Origin of the sequence: Comamonas kerstersii (assembly GCF_002056725.1) — a bacterium.
GTDB classification, from domain to species: domain Bacteria; phylum Pseudomonadota; class Gammaproteobacteria; order Burkholderiales; family Burkholderiaceae_C; genus Comamonas; species Comamonas kerstersii.
On sequence record NZ_CP020121.1, the window covers coordinates 2,375,921 to 2,398,565 of the forward strand.

The 22,645-nt window shown below is 58.1% G+C and carries 19 protein-coding genes and 1 riboswitch; of the genes, 8 read left to right on the forward strand and 11 right to left on the reverse strand.

What is annotated here, in order from left to right:
- Positions 1-28: 28 nt before the first annotated feature.
- From B5M06_RS11090 to B5M06_RS11115, 6 genes are all read right to left on the reverse strand, one after another.
- Positions 29-1,402 carry an ArnT family glycosyltransferase gene (locus B5M06_RS11090; protein ID WP_054066833.1) on the reverse strand — a complete coding sequence of 458 codons (1,374 nt, stop codon included), beginning with the start codon at positions 1,400-1,402 and terminating at the stop codon, positions 29-31.
- A 160-nt stretch (positions 1,403-1,562) separates the two neighbouring features.
- Positions 1,563-1,934, reverse strand: coding sequence for an EamA family transporter (locus B5M06_RS11095; RefSeq protein ID WP_054066834.1), 372 nt, complete (start codon positions 1,932-1,934; stop codon positions 1,563-1,565).
- On the reverse strand, positions 1,931-3,451 hold the full coding sequence (locus tag B5M06_RS11100) for a UbiA family prenyltransferase (RefSeq protein WP_077393539.1): 1,521 nt from the start codon (positions 3,449-3,451) through the stop codon (positions 1,931-1,933). Before B5M06_RS11100 ends, B5M06_RS11095 begins: the two co-directional genes overlap by 4 nt.
- A 155-nt stretch (positions 3,452-3,606) precedes the next feature.
- Positions 3,607-4,683 carry a metallophosphoesterase gene (locus B5M06_RS11105; RefSeq protein WP_054066836.1) on the reverse strand — a complete coding sequence of 359 codons (1,077 nt, stop codon included), beginning with the start codon at positions 4,681-4,683 and terminating at the stop codon, positions 3,607-3,609.
- Positions 4,684-4,803: 120 nt separating this feature from the next.
- Positions 4,804-5,304 carry a dihydrofolate reductase gene (locus tag B5M06_RS11110; protein WP_054066837.1) on the reverse strand — a complete coding sequence of 167 codons (501 nt, stop codon included), beginning with the start codon at positions 5,302-5,304 and terminating at the stop codon, positions 4,804-4,806.
- A 178-nt stretch (positions 5,305-5,482) separates the two neighbouring features.
- The gene (locus tag B5M06_RS11115; protein ID WP_054066838.1) at positions 5,483-6,325 is read right to left on the reverse strand and encodes a thymidylate synthase; all 843 of its coding nucleotides are present in this window, start codon (positions 6,323-6,325) and stop codon (positions 5,483-5,485) included.
- A gap of 229 nt (positions 6,326-6,554) precedes the next feature.
- On the opposite strand from B5M06_RS11115, the gene B5M06_RS11120 reads away from it, so the two are divergent.
- Entirely contained in the window at positions 6,555-7,127 is a 573-nt protein-coding gene (locus tag B5M06_RS11120) for a hypothetical protein (protein WP_054066839.1), read from the forward strand.
- Between the two features lie 95 nt (positions 7,128-7,222).
- Here the strand turns inward: B5M06_RS11120 and B5M06_RS11125 are convergent, their stop codons facing one another.
- Positions 7,223-8,647: an FAD-binding oxidoreductase gene (locus B5M06_RS11125; RefSeq protein ID WP_054066840.1), complete on the reverse strand. Its 1,425-nt coding sequence runs from the start codon at positions 8,645-8,647 to the stop codon at positions 7,223-7,225.
- 14 nt (positions 8,648-8,661) lie between these two features.
- The gene (locus B5M06_RS11130) at positions 8,662-9,075 is read right to left on the reverse strand and encodes a DUF2069 domain-containing protein (RefSeq protein ID WP_054066841.1); all 414 of its coding nucleotides are present in this window, start codon (positions 9,073-9,075) and stop codon (positions 8,662-8,664) included.
- A 21-nt stretch (positions 9,076-9,096) separates the two neighbouring features.
- Between B5M06_RS11130 and B5M06_RS11135 the strand changes: the two genes are divergently transcribed.
- Both B5M06_RS11135 and B5M06_RS11140 read left to right on the forward strand, forming a co-directional pair.
- On the forward strand, positions 9,097-10,386 hold the full coding sequence (locus tag B5M06_RS11135; RefSeq protein ID WP_054066842.1) for a YihY family inner membrane protein: 1,290 nt from the start codon (positions 9,097-9,099) through the stop codon (positions 10,384-10,386).
- 302 nt (positions 10,387-10,688) lie between these two features.
- The gene (locus tag B5M06_RS11140; protein ID WP_054066843.1) at positions 10,689-12,527 is read left to right on the forward strand and encodes an AMP-dependent synthetase/ligase; all 1,839 of its coding nucleotides are present in this window, start codon (positions 10,689-10,691) and stop codon (positions 12,525-12,527) included.
- A 134-nt stretch (positions 12,528-12,661) separates the two neighbouring features.
- Here the strand turns inward: B5M06_RS11140 and B5M06_RS11145 are convergent, their stop codons facing one another.
- Both B5M06_RS11145 and B5M06_RS11150 read right to left on the reverse strand, forming a co-directional pair.
- The gene (locus tag B5M06_RS11145; RefSeq protein WP_054066844.1) at positions 12,662-13,483 is read right to left on the reverse strand and encodes an alpha/beta fold hydrolase; all 822 of its coding nucleotides are present in this window, start codon (positions 13,481-13,483) and stop codon (positions 12,662-12,664) included.
- Between the two features lie 51 nt (positions 13,484-13,534).
- Positions 13,535-14,833, reverse strand: a complete 1,299-nt coding sequence (locus tag B5M06_RS11150; RefSeq protein WP_054066845.1) for an O-acetylhomoserine aminocarboxypropyltransferase — start codon at positions 14,831-14,833, stop codon at positions 13,535-13,537.
- 305 nt (positions 14,834-15,138) lie between these two features.
- Here B5M06_RS11150 and B5M06_RS11155 point away from each other — a divergent pair, with 305 nt between their 5' ends.
- From B5M06_RS11155 to nrdR, 4 genes are all read left to right on the forward strand, one after another.
- Positions 15,139-15,591 (forward strand): CBS domain-containing protein, encoded by a 453-nt coding sequence (locus B5M06_RS11155; RefSeq protein ID WP_054066846.1) that lies wholly within the window; start codon positions 15,139-15,141, stop codon positions 15,589-15,591.
- Positions 15,592-16,089: 498 nt separating this feature from the next.
- Complete coding sequence (locus B5M06_RS11160) at positions 16,090-16,983, forward strand: lytic transglycosylase domain-containing protein (protein ID WP_054066847.1); 894 nt, start codon at positions 16,090-16,092, stop codon at positions 16,981-16,983.
- 108 nt (positions 16,984-17,091) lie between these two features.
- Positions 17,092-17,243, forward strand: a riboswitch (ZMP/ZTP riboswitch).
- Between the two features lie 37 nt (positions 17,244-17,280).
- Positions 17,281-18,525 (forward strand): serine hydroxymethyltransferase, encoded by a 1,245-nt coding sequence (gene glyA, locus B5M06_RS11165; RefSeq protein WP_054066848.1) that lies wholly within the window; start codon positions 17,281-17,283, stop codon positions 18,523-18,525.
- An 11-nt stretch (positions 18,526-18,536) separates the two neighbouring features.
- Positions 18,537-18,986: a transcriptional regulator NrdR gene (gene nrdR, locus B5M06_RS11170; RefSeq protein ID WP_054066849.1), complete on the forward strand. Its 450-nt coding sequence runs from the start codon at positions 18,537-18,539 to the stop codon at positions 18,984-18,986.
- Between the two features lie 152 nt (positions 18,987-19,138).
- On the opposite strand, the gene aroC is transcribed toward nrdR, so the two are convergent.
- Complete coding sequence (gene aroC, locus B5M06_RS11175; protein ID WP_054066850.1) at positions 19,139-20,236, reverse strand: chorismate synthase; 1,098 nt, start codon at positions 20,234-20,236, stop codon at positions 19,139-19,141.
- Between the two features lie 87 nt (positions 20,237-20,323).
- On the opposite strand from aroC, the gene B5M06_RS11180 reads away from it, so the two are divergent.
- The gene (locus B5M06_RS11180; protein WP_240183910.1) at positions 20,324-22,510 is read left to right on the forward strand and encodes a sensor domain-containing protein; all 2,187 of its coding nucleotides are present in this window, start codon (positions 20,324-20,326) and stop codon (positions 22,508-22,510) included.
- Positions 22,511-22,645: the final 135 nt, after the last annotated feature.

Genomic DNA, 22,645 nt, shown 5'->3' on the forward strand with positions numbered 1-22,645 from the left:
GGATGCAGGGTGACAGCCACAAGCATGCTTATTTCTGTGGTGAACAGAAATCGAAGCCATAGCGTTCGCAGTATGGATCACCCAGATTCGGCAGCCAGCTGGGAGCGTTGTGGTACTTCTGGGCCACGGATTTCAGCACGGTATCCCGGTACTTTTCGAAATTGAAGTTGGTGCCATCAACAAAATAGAAATCGACACCATCCACCTGCATGGTTTGAGGCTGTATTTCATCGAAATATGCCTTGTAGAAATCATGATTTTGCTGCCAGCCCGTGTAGATGCGAATGGTCTTGCCCGCAAAATCCTTGAAGTCAATGATCTGGTCATCCTGTCTGGAGTGGAACTTGCCTTCCCCAAAAACCGGTACATATGCCTTGTGATAGAAGGCAAGGGTTGCTGCGGGGCTGTATGCGTAGGCCATGATGACGCCATCGGCGGGCAGCGAGCTTTCCAGGTTCTGGGTAATCTGGTCTGCCTTGTGCAGGAATACGGCCTTGTGCTGCAGATTGAATTTGCCCCAGAAGCTCATGGGCGCAAACAAAATTGTCAGAAAAATCAAAAAGTGGGGGATGGACAGATAAATCGTCCACTTGATGGATTTTTGCAGATGCTCGGTGTGCAGGCGGTAGGCTGCCCAGATCATGAAAAATGGCACGAAGCCAATGACCCAGTGCAGGCCAATCGATCGCTTGATGCTCAGCACCAGGAACAGCGCAAAAGGCACGCTCCACAGCGTCAGCGCGCTGTACACCAGCTTCTTGTCGGTGGCGAATGTTTTTTTGCTCTTGAAAGCATAAAAAATCGTCCAGGGTGTAATGATGTACACCACCATGGCGATGTATCCAATGAGCGTGCCGATGGACCATTGCTTGTCCTGATTGCGGTTAAACACATTGAACATGATGTTGCTCCAGCCGTGTGTGGCGTTGAACCACAGGTTGAAGCAGATGGCGGGCAGGGCGAAGGCCAGAATCACAAATGGGGCCCAGAGGCGCTTGCGTCGGAAAATCAGGCAGTGAATGGCAAATGCAAATCCAAGCAGTGCAGAGAAGTACTTGGACAGGAAGGCCAGGCCCAGCAAGATACCGCACAAGGCATAAAGTACCAGCGCCTTGGAGGCAGATGCCTGTCGGTCTGCCAGCATGTACACCAGCCCGGAGCAGAACATGAACAACACCAGCGTGGTGTCTGTGGTGACCATGAAGAACAGCCAGGACCATGGCAGGCACAGATACAGCGCACCAATCAGCCAGGCATGTGCCTGGTATTTTTGATCCAGGGTTTTCTGGCACAGCAGGACAATGCCCAGGCCAATGATGCTGGTGAGCAGCACGGTGAATGCACGCAGAATCAGTGGGTGCTCACCCAGCATGCGCAGCAGGAAAATCAGCCAGCCCACCATGGGGGGGTGGTCGGAATATCCAGCGGCAGGAAATACCCCCCACTGATAAAAAAATGCCTCATCCCCCGTCATGGGCGTGAAGTAGGCAAGGAATATTTTGACCAGCAGTGTGATGCAGAATATTTTTATGAATAGATTTTTATAGGTATTGCTGTTCATATTAAATCCGATGGGTGCTTGCAATCAGTGTGACGCCAATAAGAATCAAGGCGCCACCTAGAGCGGCCTGCCAGCTCACGTTTTCATGCAGGAAAAACTTGCCGATCAGCATGGTCAGAATAAAACCCAGGCTGACCATGGGGTAGGCAACGCTCACCGGCAGCCGTGAAAGTACCCACAGCCAGATGACTGCGCTCAGGCCATAAAAGCCGATGCCTAGCCAGACATAAGAGTTCAGCAATGCCTGTAAATAGATGGATTTGAGGTCGCTGCTGTCTGCACGGCCTGCGCTCATGCCATATTTCATGGCAATCTGGGCGAGTGATGACATGGCAATGCATACCAGCGCGATGACGTAGGTAAAAAAATTCATGCTTCTCCGACCATGGCAATGCTTGCGAATATGAAAATCAGGGAAAGGCAGATCCAGCTGGGTTTGTCTTTCAGGGAAAACTGCAGGGGATCTTCACCAGTGAGCTCGTTTCTTCCGGTTTTGATCCAGATTCTCATGATCCATGCCAAAAATATCGGTGGAGTGATCCACAGAAGTTCGGGAAAATTGTAGTTAATAAAACTGGTAGGACTTTCTATGTAGAGCGCCAGTACCAGCGCACTCATGAAGCCGCTGGCAATGCCCATGCTTCTGACGGTTTCAAGGTCATCGATGAAGTAGCCTCTGCCTTGAATTTTCGCCAGACCTGCATTTTTGATGCGAGTGATTTCTGCACAGCGTTTGGCCAGTGCCAGGCTGATAAAGACAAAAATAGAAATTGCCAGCAGCCATTTGGAAATTTGAATATTCGATGCAACCCCGCCAGCAATAATGCGGATGGTGTAGAGAAAGGCCAGCACAAGAATATCCAGAATAGCGATTTTCTTGAGCTTGACGGAGTAGGAGAGTGTCAGCGCCGTATAGATCAGCAGGGTCAGAAAGAAGGCAGGCGACAGAGAGAGGGCTGTCACGGCCGCTGCTGCCAGCAAGAGAGCGGACAGTGCGCAGCCCTGCAGAACAGGCATGCGGCCAGAAGCCAGGGGGCGCTTGGATTTGATCGGGTGACTGCGGTCGTTGGGAATGTCCAGCAGGTCATTGATCAGGTACGTGCCGGATGCGCACAGGCCAAAGGCCAGAAATGCCAGCAGTGCCTGGGTCCAGGCAGGTACTTCCAGGCAATGGGCCGCCAGCAGGGGAAGAAAAATCAATGCATTTTTGCTCCAGTTATTGATGCGAATGGACTTCAGAAATACTTTCAATGGCTGCCTGGCTGCAACCATTTCAATGATGTTGCTGTGCTGCTGCCTGAGTTTTTTCAGCACGCTGGCTGGGGTATCCACTGCAATAGCCAGACTTGCTTTTTCCCACACAGCCAGATCGTCATGGCTGTTGCCTGCATAGGCATATTCCGTAAAACCGAGTGCAGCAGCATGCGCTGCAATCGCAGCCTGTTTGTTGGCGCCACTTAAGTTGGTGGCATCGTGCTGGTTGGTCGCGATGATGTCATCAAATATCTGCAGATACTCCGCCACGGCGCGCACGATACGAATATCTGCAGCGCTGGCCAGAATCAGCTTTCTGCCTTTTTGCTTTTCCGCACGCAGTAATTCCAGCAGATGCTGGTTATAGGGCAGCGTGCTGGCATCCAGGGAAGCGAGCTGGGCAGTCGTTGCCTTGAACGCAGATTTGCCCTTGAGCAGGCTGCGCAGTGCCTGGGGCAGTGCGAGCGGCTGGCTGCGGAGTACTTCCGTCAATGCTTCGTGCAGTGTATCTACGGGGGTCAATGTGCCATCGAGATCCACATACAGCGGCTCCAGGGCGTTGAATGTATCTTGCACAGTATTGGATGGAGAAATGGGGCGTTTCTTAAAAATATGCGACCTGATGGTCGTGGGCATCGCCCTTTTGCATGCTTGCCAGCAAGACAGGTAATGACAGAAGGTCCTGGTGGTGAGTGCCAGCGCAGATCAGTGCGGCCTCAGCAAAAGATGCACTTTTTTACAGGGTGGCAGTGTATATGCAGTGCCGTGTGCAAGCTGGCTTGCACCTGCTTTCAGGCAGAGTGTGCTGTGTTTTTCTCGGGCTGCAGAAAGCCTGTTGTGGCGTGCTGGCTGCCATCATCAAAGACCAGCGTACGTTCGGGCCAGCGCAGGGCTGCCAGCTTCATGTGGGCATGTGGCTGGTCAAAGGTACGCGCCTGCGCGCGTGCACCGACGGAGTAGTCCACGCAGAACACATTGCCCAGTTGGCCGTGCCAGGCATAGGGGCTGATGTCGCTGAACAAGCCCTCCTGCGTGCTCTGGTGCGGCAGGGTGGAGCGCCAGTAGTGGCCCATGACGACGGGCGTGGGCTCGGCGTATTGCTCCCACCAGGCCATGCGTTCGACAAAGCGCCATTTGTTGCCCGCAAAAAATGGCGCATGGGTCTGGCGTTCCAGGCCACAGGTCAGTACCTTGAGCGGGTTGACCGTGGCCTTGTTAAGTTCGTTGTCGCAGTGTGCCTGCAAGAATGGTGGGTGGCGCTCGCCATCTTCCAGGCTGTGGGGCCAGCGGTTTTTTTCCTCGGCCATGCGCTCGGCAATGCGGCGCTGCACAGCGATTTGCGCGGCCTGCGTTTCCCAGTGGTCGTAGGCGGCGCGCGCACCGCCCAGTGGCATGCTGCGGGCCTTGGCGACGTCGGGGGCATGCCATGCAGCGTGGATGACGCGCAGATCCTCGCGCTCCAGCCCCAGGGGCAGGCTGTTCAGAAAAGTTTCAATGCGTGCACGCTGCAGCGTGGTGGTGGCGCGGGCGAACTGGCGGTATTTGCGCAGATCGCTGTCCAGCCGGGCATCAAAAAACCAGCCTGCGCCGTCCTTGGCATCATGGCGCAGCAGGTTGATTTCATGGTTGCCCGCGATGGCGCGGGCATGCCCTGCTTCCACCAGGCGCTGCACCACATCGACCACGCCGGGGCTGTCCGGGCCGCGGTCTACAAAGTCGCCCACAAACACCAGGGTGCGCGACTGTGGGTGGCGGCCATCCGCGTCATAGCCCAGGTGGCGCAGCAGATCCAGCAATGCATGCAGCTCGCCGTGGATGTCTCCGACGATGTCAAGCGGGCCGGGGGGCAGGGGCTGGATCAGGCTCATGGTGGGGCGTTTTCAACAAAGGTCTGCGCAAAAGCGAGCGAGCGTTCTATATTGTTGCAATGCAGCAAGCACGTCAATCCTGCCTTGTTCTTCCGGCAGCCGACCTCGGGAAATCACTAGTCAGTCAGCTGCGTGCTGTCGCTCGTAGCGCACAAAGCTGAACGGCAGCCCCTTGGCGCTGACATGGTCTTCGCGTGCGGTTTCCCGCCACTGGATGTCCAGCTCGGGGGCGTAGGCATCGCCTGCATAGTCCTGGTGAATGATGGTCATTTCCACCACATCGGCCAGAGGCAGTGCCTGTGCATAGATCTGCGCCCCGCCCATGACCCAGACGGTGTTGCCGTGCTGGGCGCCGATGCGCAGTGCCTCTTCCAGACTGCTGGCGCGCACCACGCCGTCAGCGCTCCAGTCGGTATTGCGTGTCACCACGATATTGGTGCGGCCGGGCAGGGGGCGGAAGCGCTCGGGCAGCGAATCCCAGGTTTTGCGCCCCATGATGACGGGGTTGCCGCTGGTCAGCTGCTTGAAGTGCGCCAGGTCTTCCGGCAGGTGCCAAGGCATGCTGTTGTTCAGACCAATCACGCCATTGGCTGCGCGTGCATAAATCAAATGGATAGCCATAGGGCTCAGGACAGTGTCTATTTAAAAAAGAGAGCTGCTAGCGCTGATGATTCATAGACTTTGGATAGATTTATATCTGAAATCTATGAATATCAAGCGCTGGCAGCTCCTGTTTTTGATATTTGCTCTTTTCCGAGAGGTAACTCGCTGAGCAAAAGAACCAATACGGAGTGAGACGTCAAACGGCTACGGGTGCCTTGATGGCTGGGTGGTGTTCGTAGCCCAGCACTTCAAAGTCCTCAAACTCATAGTCGAAGATGGACGCTGGTTTGCGCTTGATATGCAGTGTCGGATATGCAAAGGGCTGGCGTGACAACTGCGTCTGCACTTGCTCAAAGTGATTGTTATAGATGTGGCAATCTCCCCCGGTCCAGATGAAATCGCCTACATCCAGGTCACACTGTTGGGCCAGCATGTGCGTGAGCAGTGCGTAGCTCGCAATGTTGAAGGGCACGCCGAGGAAAATATCTGCACTGCGCTGGTACAACTGGCAGGAGAGCTTGGCTTTGCCACCAGGTTCTTGCGCAGGTGCCACATAGAACTGAAAGAAGGCGTGACAGGGCATGAGTGCCATCTGATCGAGGTCAGCCACATTCCAGGCACTGACAATGATGCGACGGCTGTCAGGATTGTTCTTGAGCTGTTGAACCACTTCGGCGATCTGGTCGATGTGGCCGCCGTCAGGCTTGGGCCAGCTGCGCCATTGGACGCCATACACAGGGCCAAGAGAGCCGTCTTCACGGGCCCATTCGTCCCAGATCGTGCATCCACGCTCTTGCAGCCACTTCACATTGCTGTCACCGCGCAGGAACCACAGCAGTTCGAGAATGATGGATTTAAGGTGAACTTTCTTGGTCGTGACCAGTGGAAAACCTTCACTTAGGTCAAAGCGCATCTGATGGCCAAACACGCTGCGTGTGCCGGTGCCGGTACGGTCACTTTTGCTCACACCATGTTCGTAGACATGGCGCATAAAGTCTTCGTACTGAGAACGGACTGGGCGGTTGGTGGAAAGTGTCATGCGGAATCTCGTAAAGCAAAACCGCCCAAGCCAATGAGCCGGGCGGCCAGTGGTTCATTGTGCCATGAGCCGAAAAAAGGTCCGTGAGGCAGGATATGCGGTGTTGGCGGACAGGCGCACCGGTGTCAGGCCTCAATAATGTCAATGGAGGACGCAGTAAGACGCAATGGGGCGTCTTGCAGTCCATGCAGAGCGGATGCCTGCTTCACACTTTTTTTTGGAGGCCCTTATGAAATTGCGTTTTTCTTCTTCTGCACTGCAGGTCGCAGCGGTATTGGCGGCTGCTGTGGCATTGTCGGCCTGTGATCGAGCGAGTACGGACAACACCTCGGGCGCAGCACCTGCACCGCAGGAAGAGGTGGTGACTGCTGAGAGCGTGGTGGTGGAAAATGCTCCAGCCCCTGAGGCCAGTACACCTGCCAGCACTGCCTCCACTTTGCAGGAACTGGAAAAGAGTGTGGGCACTTATCCTGGAGACAACAGCTACCTGGTCTCCGGTGTCTTGGCAGAGCGCCTGAAGGCACTGCTGGGTGAGGATACCTACAAGCTGGTACTGCAGAACCTGGAAGTAGCCAGCCCGCTGACCAAGGATGGTGAGCGCCTGTTCATCACGGGCAACCGCGCACACCAGGGCGGGGAAGAAATGGCTGCCATCGTGGTGGATCCTGCACAGAATGCCGTTCGCGTGTGGCTGAGCACGGAGGGCAAGAGCCAGGTGTTCCAGGACCCTGCACAGGTGGAGGTGCCATGGCCTGCTGATGTGCAGACCATGATCAGCAACTTCCAGGAATCCAAGCAGTAACAAGCGTAAGCCCTGGTCACGGGGCTCACTCTGCAAAAAACGCCGCAAGCATGCAAGCTGCGGCGTTTTTCTTGGTTTTTTTTGGGCAGGCAGTTTCAGCGCTGCAGGATGCAGCCTGGGTTCATGATGCCCTGCGGGTCCAGTGCCTGCTTGATGGCGCGCATCATCTGCAGCGCCACGGGTGACTTGTAGTGCACCAGCTTGTCAGCCTTGAGCGCGCCTACGCCATGTTCGGCGGAGAAAGAGCCGCCAAACTGCGCCACGGCGTCATAGACCAGTGTGTTGACCATGTCTTCTTTCTCTTGCAGAAAGACTTTGCCGTCCTGCCCTTCCGGCACCTGCACGTTGTAGTGCAGATTGCCGTCGCCCAGGTGTCCAAAGTTCACGAGGCGCACGCCAGGAATGGCACGCTGCAGCAGCGCGTCCGTGTGCGCGACAAAGGCAGGGATGCGCGAGGCCTGGATGGAAATGTCGTGCTTGATGTTCAAGCCTTCCTCAGCCTGTGCCAGCGGAATGCTCTCGCGGATATGCCACAGCTCATGCGCCTGGGCCATGTTCTCGGCCACCACAGCGTCGAGCACGCAGCCATCTTCCAGCGCCAGCTCCAGCAGATGCTCAAAGCGCGCTCGGGCATGGGTTTCGGATTCGCTGTCGGAGTTTTCCAGCAGCACGCAGTAGGGCACATCTGCCATGTCGGCAAAGGGCACACGCAGTTGGGGCATGTGCTTGACGACGAGAGACAGCGCAAATTTCCCCATCACCTCAAAACCTGTCAGCCCGGCAGCCAGATGCCTGTGGGCCAGGCCCAGCAGGCGCACGGCAGCTTCCATGCTTGGCACGGCGGCAAAGGCAGTCAGCTGGGCCGCAGGTTGCGGGAACAGCTTCATGGTGGCGGCGGTGATGATGCCCAGTGAGCCTTCGCTGCCGATAAACAGGTCGCGCAGGTCGTAGCCCGTGTTGTCCTTGCGCAGGCCGGAAAGGCCATCCCAGATTTCGCCCTGCGGGGTAACTACTTCGAGGCCCAGGCACAGCTCGCGTGTATTGCCGTAGCGCAGCACCTGGGTGCCGCCAGCGTTGGTGCCCAGATTGCCGCCAATGGTGCAGCTGCCTTCGGCTGCGAGCGAGAGCGGAAACAGAAAACCGGCCTGTGCGGCTGTTTCCTGCAGGGTCTGCAGCACCATGCCCGCTTCGACGGTGATGGTGAGGTTGTCTGCATCGAGCTGGCGCACGGCATGCATGCGCTGCAGGTTCAGCACAATCTGCTCGCCGCTGGTGTCGGGCGTAGAGCCTACAGAAAGCCCGGTATTGCCCCCCTGGGGAACGATGCTCACATGCGCGGCAGCACAGGCTTTGACCACGGCAGCCACTTCCTGTGTGCTGCCTGGGCGCACCACGGCAAGCGCCTTGCCATGCACACGCTTGCGCCAGTCCTGCTCATAGGCGCTGAGGTCACCATCGGTCAGTACATGGGCTGCGCCGACGATGTCGCGCAGTTGTGCCAGAAGTGCGGCTTGTTTCATGTCTCTTTGCTTTCTCAATGTTCTGGTGTGACTGGTGCTGCGGGCTGAGCCTTGGCGGTCTGCAGGCGGATACGCACATGCAGTACACAGGCCACAAACAGCAGCAGGCAGAAAAAGATTTCCAGCATGGCAAGGTAGTTGCCCGGTGCCCGGTCACTCCAGGCACGGACCACGCCTTCGGTGAAGTACAGCCAGATCAGCAGGCTGACCCAGCGGTAGGTATACATGCGGCGCTTGAGCAGGCCCACCAGTGGAATGCACAGCGGCAGGGCCTTGAGCACCAGCCAGGAGCCGCCGGGGCGCAGCGGTGCCAGCCACAGCTCCCATGCGACGCACAGAATGATCAGGCCCAGCAGGCTGCCTACGGCCAGCCAGCGAGAGGCAGCAACGACGGGGCTGCCGGAGAGATTGTTGCTTGCAGAATTCATTGGGGTGGCATCATACGGCCCATGTCTGAGATTTTTCACCGTGCACGCCAGCGGCTGGTTCAGCTGGGGCAAATGCTGCGCACATTTCCCTGGCGCAATACCTTGCACATCCTCAAGCAACGCTTCAGTGAAGACCAGCTGGGCCTGACAGCCAGCAGTCTTACGTTCACGACGCTGCTGGCGCTGGTGCCATTTTTCACGGTGTTGCTGGCCGTGTTTACGGCTTTCCCCAGCTTTGGGCGTCTGCAGGAAACCTTGCAGACCTGGCTGATCGACAAGCTGATCCCCGTAGAGATTGCCGAGCAGGTGATTGACTATCTGACGCAGTTTGCCAGCAAGGCCAGTCAGCTGGGTATTGTGGGGCTGGCCTTTTTGCTGCTCACCGTGGTCAGCTTGATTCTGACCATGGACAAGACCCTCAACCGCATCTGGCGCGTGCCCCGCATGCGTCCACTGGGGCAGCGGCTGCTGATCTACTGGGGCGTGCTCACGTTTGGTCCGCTGCTCATGGGGCTGAGCATTGCGACCACGTCCTATGTGCTCTCTGCCTCGCGTGGGCTGGTGGCAGTGCTGCCGGAGAGCGCACAGGTAGCCTTTAATTCACTGGAGTTCCTGTTGCTGTCCGCAGCCATGACGGCGCTATACCACTTCGTGCCCAATACCCCGGTGAAGTGGCGCTATGCCTGGGCGGGTGGTCTGTTTGTGGCGATCGGCATGGGGCTGGCCAAGACGGCGCTGGGCATGTATCTGTCCACAGTGCCCACGTACTCGGCCATTTATGGCACGTTCGCCACGCTGCCTATCTTGCTGATCTGGATCTACACCTGCTGGATCATCTTTCTGCTCGGTGCCGTCGTTGCCGCCTATTTGCCCGGTCTGCTGGCGGGTTCTGCACGTGATATGCGCCATGCGGGCTGGCAGCTGGCGCTGGCGCTGGAAGCTATTGCAGTGCTCGACCCCCTGCGCACGCAGCCTCAGCGTGGTCTGTCTGCACGCGTACTGGCCAAGCGACTGCGCGTGAGCAAGCTGCAGCTGGAAGCAGCACTTGGCGCTTTGACGAGCCTGCGCTGGGTGGCGGCCATGCCTGCCAGTGGCACGGCTTATCTGGAAGAAGGCGAGCCCTGCTTTGTGCTGCTGGCTGACCCGGATACGACCTTGCTTGCACCGCTGATGGAGCACATGTTGCTTGCGCAGACGGAAAGTACAGCGACCTTGTGGCAGCAAAGCGGGTGGGCAGAGTGCACGCTGCGCCAGGTGCTGCCGGCTGAGGCTGGCGTGCCAGCGCCTGCAGGTCTGGGCTTGCCAAGGTAAAATATTGGTGTTTTATGGCGCAAACCCTTGATGGATAGGCGCTAAATGCTTCTTTATTGGAAGCAAAAGGCCTTGGTAAGTGTTCGCTAGCATAGATGTCATGCTGCAGTACTACCAAGGCCTTTTACCTTGGTGTGTCAGAACAGAAGTATGCGTATGGCATGCAGCATCTGGCATGGATCTCTGGATGAGAAGCAGCAGACCTGCGCAGGTCCGGCCTGCTGGCCAATTCCCTGTCAACCTACACGTACGCTTGGAGCACGGCCTTAGGCTGTGCTCTGGTGCATTTATTTTTATCTCGTATGAGCGTAACTGTCTCTCCACCATGGCAACAAGCCAGCCTGGCCCATATGTTGCAGGCACGTGTTGCTGCCAGCCCCGCACTGCCAGCCTATCGTGAATCTGTGGGCAAAGACCTGCCCTGGAAGCAGCTGAGCTGGGACGAAGTGGGGGCAGCCGTGATGCAGTACCGCTGTGCCTTGCAGCGCAGCGGCATTGTGCATGCAGACCGTGTGGGCATCTGGCTGCCCAACAGCATATATGCCATGTGCATGGACCAGGCGGCCCTGCAGATTGGAGCGATTGCGGTGCCCGTGCACAGCACCGATAACCCCGCCAGCATTGCCTACATTTTTGACAATGCAGAAATCAGCCTGCTGGTGCTGTCCAGCCTGAGCCAGTGGGAGCGCGTGCGTGGCACCGAATACGCCATGGCCAGCCTGCGTACGGTGGTGGTCATTGATTTGCCAGAAGATGTACCTGCCCAGCCGGGCGAACCCCGCGTGCTCAGCCTGGCGCAGTGGCTGCAGGAAGGCGAAGCGCTGGCAGATGCACCTGCCCCCGCCCTGCCGCAACGAGAAGATGTGGCGGCCATCGTCTACACCTCGGGCACCACGGGCAAGCCCAAGGGCGTGATGCTCACGCACGGCAACGTGCTGGCAGACGTGACGGATTTTGTCGATCGTCTGGGTCCCAATGAAGACGACCGCTTTCTGTCATTCCTGCCGCTGTCGCACACCTTTGAACGCACCTGCGGCTACTACCTGAGCATTGCCTGCGGCGCCTGCACCTCGTATGCGCGCTCGGCAGCACTGTTGATGCAGGACATGCAGACTGAAAAGCCCACCATCCTCGTGTGTGTGCCGCGCATCTACGAACGCGCCCATGCCAAGGTGCTGGAAAAAGTGCTGGCAGGCCCTGAGGATGAGCGCGAAGCCTTCTTTAGCTGCGTGGAGTGGGGCTGGGCCAACTTCTGTGCACGCCAGGGCATTACGGACTTGCACAAGCACGACGCCAGCCTGATTGGCACGCCAGCGCCTGCGGCCTACCCTGCGCTGTCGGAGCAGATTGCCAACCTGTTTGGTGGCTGTGTGCGCATGGCGATTACCGGTGGCGCAGCCATTCCACACAGCACAGCCAAGGTGTTCCTGGCGCTGGGTGTGACCTTGCTGCAAGGCTATGGCATGACGGAAACCACGCCTGTGATTTCCGTGGTCACGCCGGACAGCAATGACCCCGCCACCGTGGGTGAACCACTGCCCTGCGTGCAGGTACGCATTGGTGAGCAGCGCGAGCTGCAGGTGCGTGGCCCCACGGTGATGAAGGGCTACTGGAAGCGCCCTGAAGACACGGCCGCTGCTTTTACCGAAGACGGCTGGCTGCGTACGGGCGACCAGGCCGAGCTGGTGCGTGGTCGTATCCGCCTGATGGGGCGCCTGAAGGAAATCATCGTGACATCCACGGGTGAAAAGCTCTCGCCCGCCGATCTGGAACTGGCCCTGCTGGCTGATCCGCTGATCGACCAGATCATGATGCTGGGCGATCACCGCCCTTATGTCAGCGCGATTGCTGTGCTCAATGCCGAGAACTGGGCCGTGTTTGCGGCCGAGCAGGGCTGGGATGGGCAGAGCCTGGAAACCCTGCGCCAGCCTGCAGTGGTTCAGACCGTGCTCAAGCGTCTGCAGGCCTTGAGCGCCGATTTCCCCAGCTACGCACAGCCCCGCGCTTTGTTGCTGAGCATGGAGCCCTGGAGCGTGGAAAACCAGCTGCTCACGCCTACGCTCAAGGTCAAGCGCAAGCAGGTCATGGAGCGTTACGCGGAAGATATTGAAGGGCTGTACGGCAAGCGCCGCGTGGCTTAAATCAGCCCGCTGCATGCTCCAAAACGAAAGCCCCGGTTGCTGCTGCAGCCGGGGCTTTTTGACATCCACCTAGACTTGGTGCGATGCAGTTGCTGCCTGTATCGGCAGGGCTGCGAAAAACTTCAGCCCGTAACTCAGGCCCTGACAGGCTGTGTCAGAAAATCGCGCAGCGCAAACAGCGTTTCGTCGGGTGCCTCTGTCATCTGGTTGTGGCCCATGGGCAGCATCACCGTTTGCACCTGCTTACCTGCCGCCTTGGCGGCATTGATCAGTCCTTGTGCGGCTTTGGGCGGTGTCATCTGGTCCTGCTGGCCCAGCGCAAACAGAACAGGGCACTGCACGGCGGCAATGGCTTGCTCGCCGTTGGCGTAGCTGTCGCAGGCCTTGAAGCCCGTGTAGAGCAGATTGGTGTTGTGGTTGCTCGCCAGCACACGGCGGCCCAGCGCCATGCCCGCGCCATGGACCCAGCTGCCCGCACCGCTGGGCGGCGAGAGCGTGGCGCGCGAGAAGGTCTGAATCATGGCAATCGCTTTTTCCGGCGTGTGCTGTGCGCTTTCGAGCAGGGCAGCAGAGACTTTCATGGGGTATGCCGTGCCGACCAGGGCCAGATGGCTCACGCGTGGGCCGAGCTGTGCCGCAGCTTCCAGTGCAATCAGGCTGCCCCAGCTGTGGCCAACCAAGGCCGCCTGCTGCAGGCCAGCGGCATCCATGAGCTGGGCGATGGTGTGTGCTGCGGCTTCCACGCTGTCAGGGGCAGCGCCGTTGCTGCGGCAGTGGCCGGGCAGATCTATGGCCAGCACATTCCAGCCGTGGTGGGCCAGATAGCGGCTTTGCAGCGCCCAGACGCTGTGGTCGCAGAGCACGCCGTGAATCAGGATGGCGGTGGGCTTGGTGGCATCAAAAGGCCTGCCGCCGGTGTAGGCGTAAAGCTGTGAGTCATTGACTTTAAAAAACATAGCTGTCTCCGCAATATAGATAAGCGCTAGTGGCTGTTTTTGTTATGAATTTCAGGCGGATTTCTCTGCCGCCTTCAGCGCACGCTTGAGGTCGTCGATCAGGTCGTCCGCATCTTCCAGGCCAATGGACAGGCGAATCGTGCCCTGACCGATGCCAGCCTGTGCCAGCGCTTCATCGCTCATGCGAGAGTGTGTGGTGCTGGCCGGGTGGATCACCAGGCTGCGGCAGTCGCCCACGTTGGCCAGATGGCTGAAGACTTTGAGCGTCTCGATGAACTTCTTGCCTTGGTTGCGGTTGCCTGCAATATCAAAGCTGAACACCGAGCCCGCGCCGCGCGGCAGCAGTTTTTGCGCCAGGCGGTGCGAAGGGTGGGATTCCAGCATGGGGTGGCCCACACGGGCGACCATGGGGTGGGTGGCCAGGAACTGCACCACTTTTTCGGTGCTCTTCATGTGCCGCTCCATGCGCAGCGGCAGGGTCTCAATGCCCTGCAGGATCAGCCAGGCACTGTGCGGGCTCATGCAGGCGCCAAAGTCGCGCAGCCCCTCACGGCGTGCGCGCAGCAAAAAGGCGCCCACCGTGCTCTCTTCGCTGAACACCATGTGGTGAAAGCCGTCGTAGGGCTCGGTCAGTTCGGGGAATTTGCCCGAGGCTTCCCAGTCAAAGCTGCCGCCATCCACCACGATGCCGCCTATCACCGTGCCGTGGCCGCAGAGGAACTTGGTGGCTGAGTGGTAGACCAGATCCGCCCCATGCTCAAAGGGTTTGATGAGCCACGGCGATGTCAGCGTGGAATCCACCAGCAGCGGCACACCCGCTTCGTGCGCGATGTACGAGACGGTGGGAATGTCCAGCACGTCCAGCGCCGGGTTGCCCACGGTTTCGCCAAAAAACAGTTTGGTGTTAGGGCGGATGGCGGCCTTCCAGCCGTCAATGTCACCGGGTTTGACGAAGGTGGTTTCAATCCCAAAGCGGCGCAGCGTGTAGTGCAGCAGGTTCTGGCTGCCGCCATACAGTGCCGTGCTCGCCACGATATGGCTGCCAGTACCCATGAGCGTGGCAATGGACAGGTGCAGGGCGGCCTGGCCGCTGGCTACGGCAATTGCGCCAATGCCGCCTTCGAGCGCTGCTACGCGCTGCTCCAGCACGGCATTGGTCGGGTTGCTGATGCGGCTGTAGACGTGGCCCGGTCTCTCCAGGTTGAACAGGCTGGCCGCGTGGTCGCTGGATTCAAAGACAAAGGACGTGGTCAGATGAATTGGCACCGCGCGTGCACCCGTGGCCGGGTCGGGCTGCGCGCCTGCATGCAGGCTCAGGGTGTCAAAGCCAGGGTCGCTATAGCCGGGCATTGCAATGTCTCCATAGATCTATATAGGTATGAGTGGATGCAATGCTGGCACAGAAGCTGTGGGCGGTCAGCGCCTTGGTGACGCAGGATACCGTCTGCTACAAAGCAAAGAGCGCCTCAGGCTGCTTGGATATGGAATTGAACGCAAAAATATTGTGAAAACAAGGTTTCATAAGCGCAAAGCGCTATTTTTTTTTGAATGCTGCGGGGCAAGATGCAAGCCTTGTGGCTTTGCGTTGTTGAGGCACCGTCGATGTGGGCTATATTTGTTCACATGGACAAAGACTTGGTTTTGGAGATCTACCAATGAAAGTGAGCGACATTCTCCACTTCAAAGGCAATAGCCTGTATGTGGCGCAGGCAGATGATGCCTTGGCAGATGCCGTGGCCGTGATGGCTGAAAAAGACGTGGGCTCACTGGTGGTCATGGAGCACGGTGATGTCGTAGGCGTGCTGACTTTCCGCGAGGTCATTCAGGCCATTGCCAAAAACGGCGGTAGCCTGGGCACCACCCGTGTGCGTTCGGTGATGGACGATGCGCCGCTGACCTGCACAGCGGAAACCGAGCTGGATGAAGTGCGCCGCATGATTCTGGACCACCATGCGCGCTACATGCCCGTGATGGACAAGCGCCAGTTGATCGGTGTGGTGAGCCTGTATGACGTGGCCAAGGCCGTGGTGGAAAGCCAGAACTTTGAGAACAAATTGCTCAAGGCCTATATCCGCGACTGGCCTGAACAGGAAAAAAACGCCTCCTGATCTACGACCGGCCTGCAAGCCTCAGACAGAGTTTGCAGGCCATTTTTTCGTGTGTGCACAGCCGATTGCGTACGCTTTTTGGTGCTGTTGAGCCACAAAATTCCTGTTTTTTGCTGTTTTATTGATTAAATCAATCACTTTATTGGAAAAATCAAACAGAAAAGCTTGAATGGCGCTATAAGCGGGCGTAGCACTCGTAAATCATGGTTTTCACCTAGATTTCTGACGTCTGCTGTGGTCGATGAAGCGTCTCAAATAAGAAAAAATCATATTAAATTTGTTTTAAAGTGTTGACTGGTAATTTGGGCGAAACATAGAATCCGCCCACTTCGAACCACAACACGGTTCGTCTTCGCATTTGCTCAGTCCGTTCGTTGACGGATGCTCATGCCCCCAAGGCGCTGGGGTGTTGCATGAGATGACAGTAGCTATCGAACCCAGGCTGGTTTGCCAGTGCGCCCTCTGCGGCCTATATCCAGCCTCGAGAAAGGAAACGCCATGTCCAAGTCAGGAAACTGGGCGGCTTCTGTACGCACGATAGCGTCAGACATCGCCGAGGGTTTTCTTGAAATTACCCACAACAGCTTTGCCCTCATCGGTCTGGTTGTTGCATTTGCTGCTATCGCATTGTTTGCGCAACCTGAGTTGCGTCAGCAAGGCGAGGCACAGCTGCGCACCTGGCTGCAGGAGCGGCATGTTGCTGTGGCCGGGGTCACACCCGAGCCCAGCGCGATTGAGCGCGCAACGGCTGTGAACCCCAAGGAATTGCCGAAAGACCAGGCCGCTGTTGCGTACTGGATCAGCAAAAAGTACCGCGTGGCACCTGAGCCCATTGGTGCGCTGGTGGAAGAGGCTTACCAGATTGGTGAGCAGTACAAGATCGACCCCACACTGCTGCTGGCCGTGATGGCGATCGAGTCGCGCTTTAACCCGTTTGCCCAAAGCTCTGTCGGTGCGCAGGGACTAATGCAGGTGATGACGCGTGTGCACACCGAGAAATACGACAACTTTGGCGGCAACCATGCCGCGTTTGACCCCATCAGCAATCTGCGTGTGGGGGCGTCGATTTTGCGTGAGTACATGCAGATCACCGGCTCGGTGGAAGGTGCACTCAAGTACTACGTCGGTGCTGCCAACCATGGCAATGACGGTGGCTATGTTGCCAAGGTGCTGGCTGAGCACAGCCGCATGCGTCAGGTAGCAGGTCGTTCCACGCCTGAAACCACCGTGCGCCCAGGCCTGGTGGCCAAGCGCCAGATCACCCCGATCAAGATGGAAGAGGGCGAAGCTGCTGCTGAACAAAAGGCCGCAGAGACCGAACGCCCCGCTTCCGTGGCGGTGAACCGTACCCAGGATGAAGCATCTCAGGTGGTGGCAAGCTCCAACCTCTGATTGCCCATAGACCCCTGCTGCGCCCCAATGCACAGGCACGCGTAGAGCCCAGAGCTTCTGCAGTGCTTGTGCATTGTTGTTTCTAGGGTATGGCGGCTGGGCTACACTTACAGGGTACGCAACTGGCGATAGGTGCAGCAGTTTTTCCACTGCCTTGCACTGACGTGGAATCGCTGCAGGGCCTGTCAGCCCTGCCAACCACCGGGGAGCGTACCGCCCAGTCTGTTCGGGCGTTTCAGCCGTTCGCCTGGGCAGCCCTTTTCCAAGGGAATACAAGTTCACAGGACTGCCAAACTCATGTTCCAACGCACCAATACCGTCGAGATCGTCGACCCAGAAGTCTTTGCTGCCATCCAGGCTGAAAACCAGCGCCAGCAAGACCACATCGAACTGATCGCGAGCGAGAACTACTGCTCGCCCGCCGTGATGGAAGCCCAGGGCTCCCAGCTGACCAACAAGTACGCCGAAGGCTACCCAGGCAAGCGCTACTACGGTGGTTGCGAGCACGTGGACGTGGTGGAGCAGCTGGCCATTGACCGCATCAAGGCCATCTTTGGTGCCGAAGCTGCCAACGTGCAGCCCAACTCCGGCTCTCAGGCCAACCAGGCTGTGCTGATGGCCTTTGCCAAGCCCGGCGACACCATTCTGGGCATGAGCCTGGCCGAAGGCGGTCACCTGACCCACGGCATGGCGCTGAACATGTCCGGCAAGTGGTTCAATGCCGTGGCCTACGGTCTGAACGACAAGGAAGAGATCGACTACGAACAGCTGGAAAAGCTGGCGCGTGAGCACAAGCCCCGCATCATCGTGGCTGGCGCTTCTGCCTACGCCCTGCGTATTGATTTTGAACGCTTCGCCAAGATCGCCAAGGAAGTCGGCGCCATCCTGTGGGTGGACATGGCCCACTACGCAGGTCTGATCGCTGCTGGCGTCTACCCCAACCCTGTGCCTCATGCTGACGTGGTCACTACCACCACCCACAAGAGCCTGCGCGGCCCCCGTGGCGGCGTGATTCTGATGAAGGCTGAGCACGAAAAGGCCATCAACAGCGCCATCTTCCCCGGCCTGCAGGGCGGCCCTCTGATGCACGTGATCGCTGGCAAGGCTGTGGCTTTCAAGGAAGCACAGTCGCCTGAATTCAAGGCTTACCAGGAACAAGTCGTGAAGAACGCCAAGGTCATGGCTGATACCCTGACCGAGCGCGGTCTGCGTATCGTGTCTGGCCGTACCGAAAGCCATGTGATGCTGGTGGACCTGCGTTCCAAGGGTATTACTGGCAAGGCTGCTGAAGCGGCTCTGGGCCAGGCGCACATCACCATCAACAAGAACGCCATCCCCAACGACCCCGAGAAGCCCTTCGTGACTAGCGGTATCCGCGTGGGTACACCTGCCATGACCACCCGTGGCTTCAAGGAAGAAGAAGCGCGCATCACTGCCAACCTGGTGGCTGACGTGCTGGAAAACCCCAGCGACGAAGCCACACTGGCACGCGTACGCGCTGAAGTGGCCAAGCTGACAGCCCGCTTCCCCGTCTACAAGTAATCCGCAGCCCTATGAAGTGCCCCTTTTGCAACCATATGGATACCCAGGTCGTGGAAACGCGCATGGGTGAAGAGGGGGCCTTCATTCGCCGCAGGCGCCAGTGTCTGAGCTGTGCCAAGCGCTTTACCACCTACGAACGCCCCGATGTGAGCTTTCCGACCGTGGTCAAGAAAGATGGCCGCCGTACGGAATTCAGCCACGACAAGCTGCAGGCCTCGTTTGTGCTGGCGCTGCGCAAGCGTCCAGTCGCTTCGGCCGAAGTCGATGCAGCGATTGACCATGTGGAAGAGAAGCTGCTGAACGCCGGTGTACGCGAGGTAGCGTCCAGCCACATTGGCGAGCTGGTCATGCATGAGCTGCGCAAGCTCGATAAGGTGGCCTATATCCGCTTTGCCAGCGTCTACCGCAGCTTTGAGGATATTGATGACTTCAAGCACCTCGTGGATGAAGTGCGTACATAAAGACACGTCATGCAGAAAAGACAAAGGCCGCTGATGCGGCCTTTGTTATTGCTGAGGGCTTTTAAAACTATAGCTGCCAGCGCTGGTTATTCATAGATTTCAGATGCTTTTATATCTGAAATCAAGTGTTGATCAGCGCTGGCAGCTCTTTTTTAAGAAGCAGATGCCGGAATGGGGCCGGGCTCCTGGTGCACATCGCCACACTGTGCGCGGTGGCGCAGCGCATGGTCCATGACCACGAGTGCCAGCAGCGCCTCGGCAATCGGCGCAGCGCGAATGCCTACGCAGGGGTCGTGACGGCCCTTGGTGATGACTTCGGTGCTGTTGCCATGCACATCAATGGATTCGCGGGGGCTCAGGATGGAGCTGGTGGGTTTGATGGCAATCGAGACTTCCAGGTCCTGCCCGGTGCTGATGCCGCCCAGAATGCCGCCAGCATGGTTGGTGCGAAAGCCTTCGGGGCTCATGGAGTCACCATGCACCGTGCCGCGCTGGGCCACGCTGGCAAAGCCCGCACCAATCTCCACGCCCTTGACGGCGTTCAGGCCCATCATGGCGTAGGCGATGTCGGCATCGAGCTTGTCATACAAGGGCTGGCCCAGGCCCACGGGCATGCCCGTGGCCTGCACGCGAATGCGCGCGCCGCAGCTGTCGCCGGACTTGCGCAGTGCGTCCATGTAGGCTTCCAGCGCTTCTACATCCGCTGCTGGGGCAAAAAACGGGTTGTGGGGCACATGCTCCCAGCTCTCAAACGCAATAGGAAGTTCGCCAAGCTGTGTCATGCAGGCGCGGAACTCCGTGCCGAACTTTTGCTTGAGCCACTTCTTGGCCACTGCGCCGGCTGCTACGGTGGGTGCAGTCAGGCGCGCGGAAGAGCGGCCACCACCACGGGGGTCGCGCACGCCGTATTTGTGCCAGTAAGCGTAATCCGCATGACCGGGGCGAAAGCTTTGCGCGATATTTGCATAGTCCTTGCTACGCTGATCGGTGTTGCGAATCAGCAGTGCAATCGGTGTGCCTGTGGTGACGCCTTCGTACACGCCGGACAGGATTTCGACCTGATCAGCTTCCTGACGCTGGGTCACGTGTCGGCTGGTGCCGGGGCGGCGGCGATCCAGATCGGTCTGGATGTCTGCCTCTGTCAGCGGCAATCCAGGGGGACAGCCGTCGATAACACAGCCAATGGCTGGTCCGTGCGATTCACCAAAATTGGTGACCGTAAAAAGGGTTCCGAAAGTATTGCCGCTCATGGACAATGATTATGCCTGCGAGAATCACGGCTTCCATGGAGGGACGCTGACGGTCAATTCTTGACTTTTATTTCTTGGAACTGTTTGATGACACATAGGATGCCAGCCACAGACCTTGAGGTCTGGTTACAAGCGCTGCAAAGCAGCGACAGTGCTTGGCTCATCACGGATGATCATTTCAATACCGTTGCCATCAACGATGGTTTCACGCGTCTGACGGGCTATACGCTGGCTGATATGCCGGGTCACAGGCCGCTGCAAAAGCTCATGGCATCCGGCCCCGAGCTGGATACACACATCCTGGAGCAGCTGCAGTGTCATGGAGCTTTTAACGGTGAGTTGCTGCTGCAGCACCGTGATGGGACTGTTCTGTGGGTGGCGGCTATGGTGAACAACCTGAACCGGCAGCCGGTGCATGCCAATGAGGCATGTGCGCAGGTCATCGTGCTCACGGACATTGGATTTACCAAGCGCTTTGAAGCCCTGCAAAGGGAGGTGCTGGAAGACATCGTGCATGAAAAGCCTCTGGCGCTGCTCATGCGCAATATGTGCTGCTCGCTGGAGGAAATCTTGCCAGACGTGCATGTCAGCATCCTGTCTGTACAGGATGGTGCCTTGCATTCGCTGGCGGCGCCGAGCTTGCCAGAGGGCGTCACCTGCTTGATCGACGGTCTGCGCATCGGCCCAGATGTAGGCTCCTGCGGCAAGGCCGCATATCTGGGCAGCGAAGTGGTCAGTCAGGACTTGTCCAGCGACCCCAACTGGCGCTTGTACGCCGCACCGTTTCTGGCAGCAGGGCTGCGTGCCTGCTGGTCTTGCCCCGTCAAGAACCATGACAACCAAGTAATTGGCACGTTTGCGCTGTACTTTGATACGCCACGTGTGCCCAATGCATTGCACCAGCAGCTGGTTAAGGCCTTTTTGCACCTGACGGCCATCGCCATGGAGCGCGATGCCAGCAAGCAGCGTATCCGGCAGCTGGCCTATTACGACTCGCTCACACGTTTGCCGAATCGCACCATGTTCAATGAATGTGCGCAGCAGGCATTGCACACGACACGCGGCCAGCAAGGCCTGCTCTTTTATCTGGATCTGGATCGCTTCAAATACTGGAATGACAGCATGGGTCATGGTGCGGGCGATGCCTTGCTGTGTGAGGTTGCACACCGGCTGACGCAGTGCACCAGGGCGGAGGACATCATCGGCCGCCTGTCCAGCGATGAGTTCGTGGTCTTCATGCCCTGTTGCACAGAAGCGCAGATTCCCGAGCTGGCAAGGCATCTGCTCGACGCCATTGCACAGCCTTTCAGCATCAACGGCGTCATGACCCTGCCCAATGCCTGCATTGGCGTGTGCGCATATCCCGAAGACGGCACTGATATTGAAACCCTGCTGCGCCATGCAGACCAGGCCATGTATGCCGCCAAAAGCCAGGGGAGTCAGTTGTGGGAGCGCTATCGCCCTGAGTTAGGGCAGATCAGCCAGGAGCGCGCAGACATGGAGCGGGAGCTGCGCCTTGCACTGGCCAATGGTGACTTGCAGCTGCACTTTCAGCCCCAGGTGCGCCATCCGGAGACGCCTGTGCTGTATGGGCTGGAGTCCTTGTCGCGCTGGCACTATCCAGAGTGGGGCTGGGTGTCACCCGCGCGCTTTATTGCCGTGGCAGAAGACAGTGGCCTGATTCATGCGCTCACCGCATGGCTGCTGGATGCAGCCTGCTCGCAGCTGGCGCAGTGGCGCAAGCAAGGGCTGCCTATACCGCATGTAGCGGTTAACCTGTCTACCAACAACTTTCATGCGCAGGGTTTTGCGCAGCAGGTGCAGTTCACCCTGCACAAGTACGGGCTACAGAGCAGTGATTTGGTACTGGAGATCACGGAAAGCGTCATGCTGGACAACAGCCCCGTGACGCTGGAAAACCTCAAGGCCTTGCATGCGATGGGGCTTCGTCTGTCCATGGATGACTTTGGCACGGGCTACTCCAGCCTGAGCTATTTGCATCGACTGCCCATTTCCGAGCTCAAGCTCGACAAAAGCTTTGTGCAGGATGTGGTGAGCAGCTCTGCTGCCAGTGCGCTCACACGCTCCGTGCTCAATATTGCCACCAGTCTCAATATGACCGTGGTCGCAGAAGGCGTGGAAACCGAGGAGCAGGCCAGCTGGCTGGCAGAGCAGGGTTGTCCGGTTCTGCAGGGGTATTTGTTTGCCAAGCCCATGGCTGCTGAGGCTGTTCCGGTGTGGCTGGACAGCGTGGCACTGAAACAAAGCGCCTGAATCTACCGTGTATGCAGGCATGAAGTGTGCTCAACCCTGCCATGCTGTGACACATTTGTACCCAGTGATGCTTTGGATCTGTTCAATTAGCAGCGAAAATACCTGTATGCGTGTGAGTGTGCTGCTTCAGCCTGC

Excerpts from the sequence above, each read along its gene's own strand:
- glyA (WP_054066848.1), top strand. The coding sequence starts at position 17,281 with ATGTTCCAACGCACCAATACCGTCGAGATCGTCGACCCAGAAGTCTTT.
- B5M06_RS11120 (WP_054066839.1), top strand. The coding sequence starts at position 6,555 with ATGAAATTGCGTTTTTCTTCTTCTGCACTGCAGGTCGCAGCGGTATTG.
- B5M06_RS11135 (WP_054066842.1), top strand. The coding sequence starts at position 9,097 with ATGTCTGAGATTTTTCACCGTGCACGCCAGCGGCTGGTTCAGCTGGGG.
- nrdR (WP_054066849.1), top strand. The coding sequence starts at position 18,537 with ATGAAGTGCCCCTTTTGCAACCATATGGATACCCAGGTCGTGGAAACG.
- B5M06_RS11155 (WP_054066846.1), top strand. The coding sequence starts at position 15,139 with ATGAAAGTGAGCGACATTCTCCACTTCAAAGGCAATAGCCTGTATGTG.
- B5M06_RS11145 (WP_054066844.1), bottom strand. The coding sequence starts at position 13,483 with ATGTTTTTTAAAGTCAATGACTCACAGCTTTACGCCTACACCGGCGGC.
- B5M06_RS11130 (WP_054066841.1), bottom strand. The coding sequence starts at position 9,075 with ATGAATTCTGCAAGCAACAATCTCTCCGGCAGCCCCGTCGTTGCTGCC.
- B5M06_RS11095 (WP_054066834.1), bottom strand. The coding sequence starts at position 1,934 with ATGAATTTTTTTACCTACGTCATCGCGCTGGTATGCATTGCCATGTCA.
- B5M06_RS11115 (WP_054066838.1), bottom strand. The coding sequence starts at position 6,325 with ATGACACTTTCCACCAACCGCCCAGTCCGTTCTCAGTACGAAGACTTT.
- B5M06_RS11180 (WP_240183910.1), top strand. The coding sequence starts at position 20,324 with ATGACACATAGGATGCCAGCCACAGACCTTGAGGTCTGGTTACAAGCG.
- B5M06_RS11150 (WP_054066845.1), bottom strand. The coding sequence starts at position 14,833 with ATGCCCGGCTATAGCGACCCTGGCTTTGACACCCTGAGCCTGCATGCA.
- B5M06_RS11125 (WP_054066840.1), bottom strand. The coding sequence starts at position 8,647 with ATGAAACAAGCCGCACTTCTGGCACAACTGCGCGACATCGTCGGCGCA.
- B5M06_RS11090 (WP_054066833.1), bottom strand. The coding sequence starts at position 1,402 with ATGGTGGGCTGGCTGATTTTCCTGCTGCGCATGCTGGGTGAGCACCCA.
- B5M06_RS11110 (WP_054066837.1), bottom strand. The coding sequence starts at position 5,304 with ATGGCTATCCATTTGATTTATGCACGCGCAGCCAATGGCGTGATTGGT.
- B5M06_RS11105 (WP_054066836.1), bottom strand. The coding sequence starts at position 4,683 with ATGAGCCTGATCCAGCCCCTGCCCCCCGGCCCGCTTGACATCGTCGGA.
- B5M06_RS11160 (WP_054066847.1), top strand. The coding sequence starts at position 16,090 with ATGTCCAAGTCAGGAAACTGGGCGGCTTCTGTACGCACGATAGCGTCA.
- B5M06_RS11100 (WP_077393539.1), bottom strand. The coding sequence starts at position 3,451 with ATGCCCACGACCATCAGGTCGCATATTTTTAAGAAACGCCCCATTTCT.
- B5M06_RS11140 (WP_054066843.1), top strand. The coding sequence starts at position 10,689 with ATGAGCGTAACTGTCTCTCCACCATGGCAACAAGCCAGCCTGGCCCAT.
- aroC (WP_054066850.1), bottom strand. The coding sequence starts at position 20,236 with ATGAGCGGCAATACTTTCGGAACCCTTTTTACGGTCACCAATTTTGGT.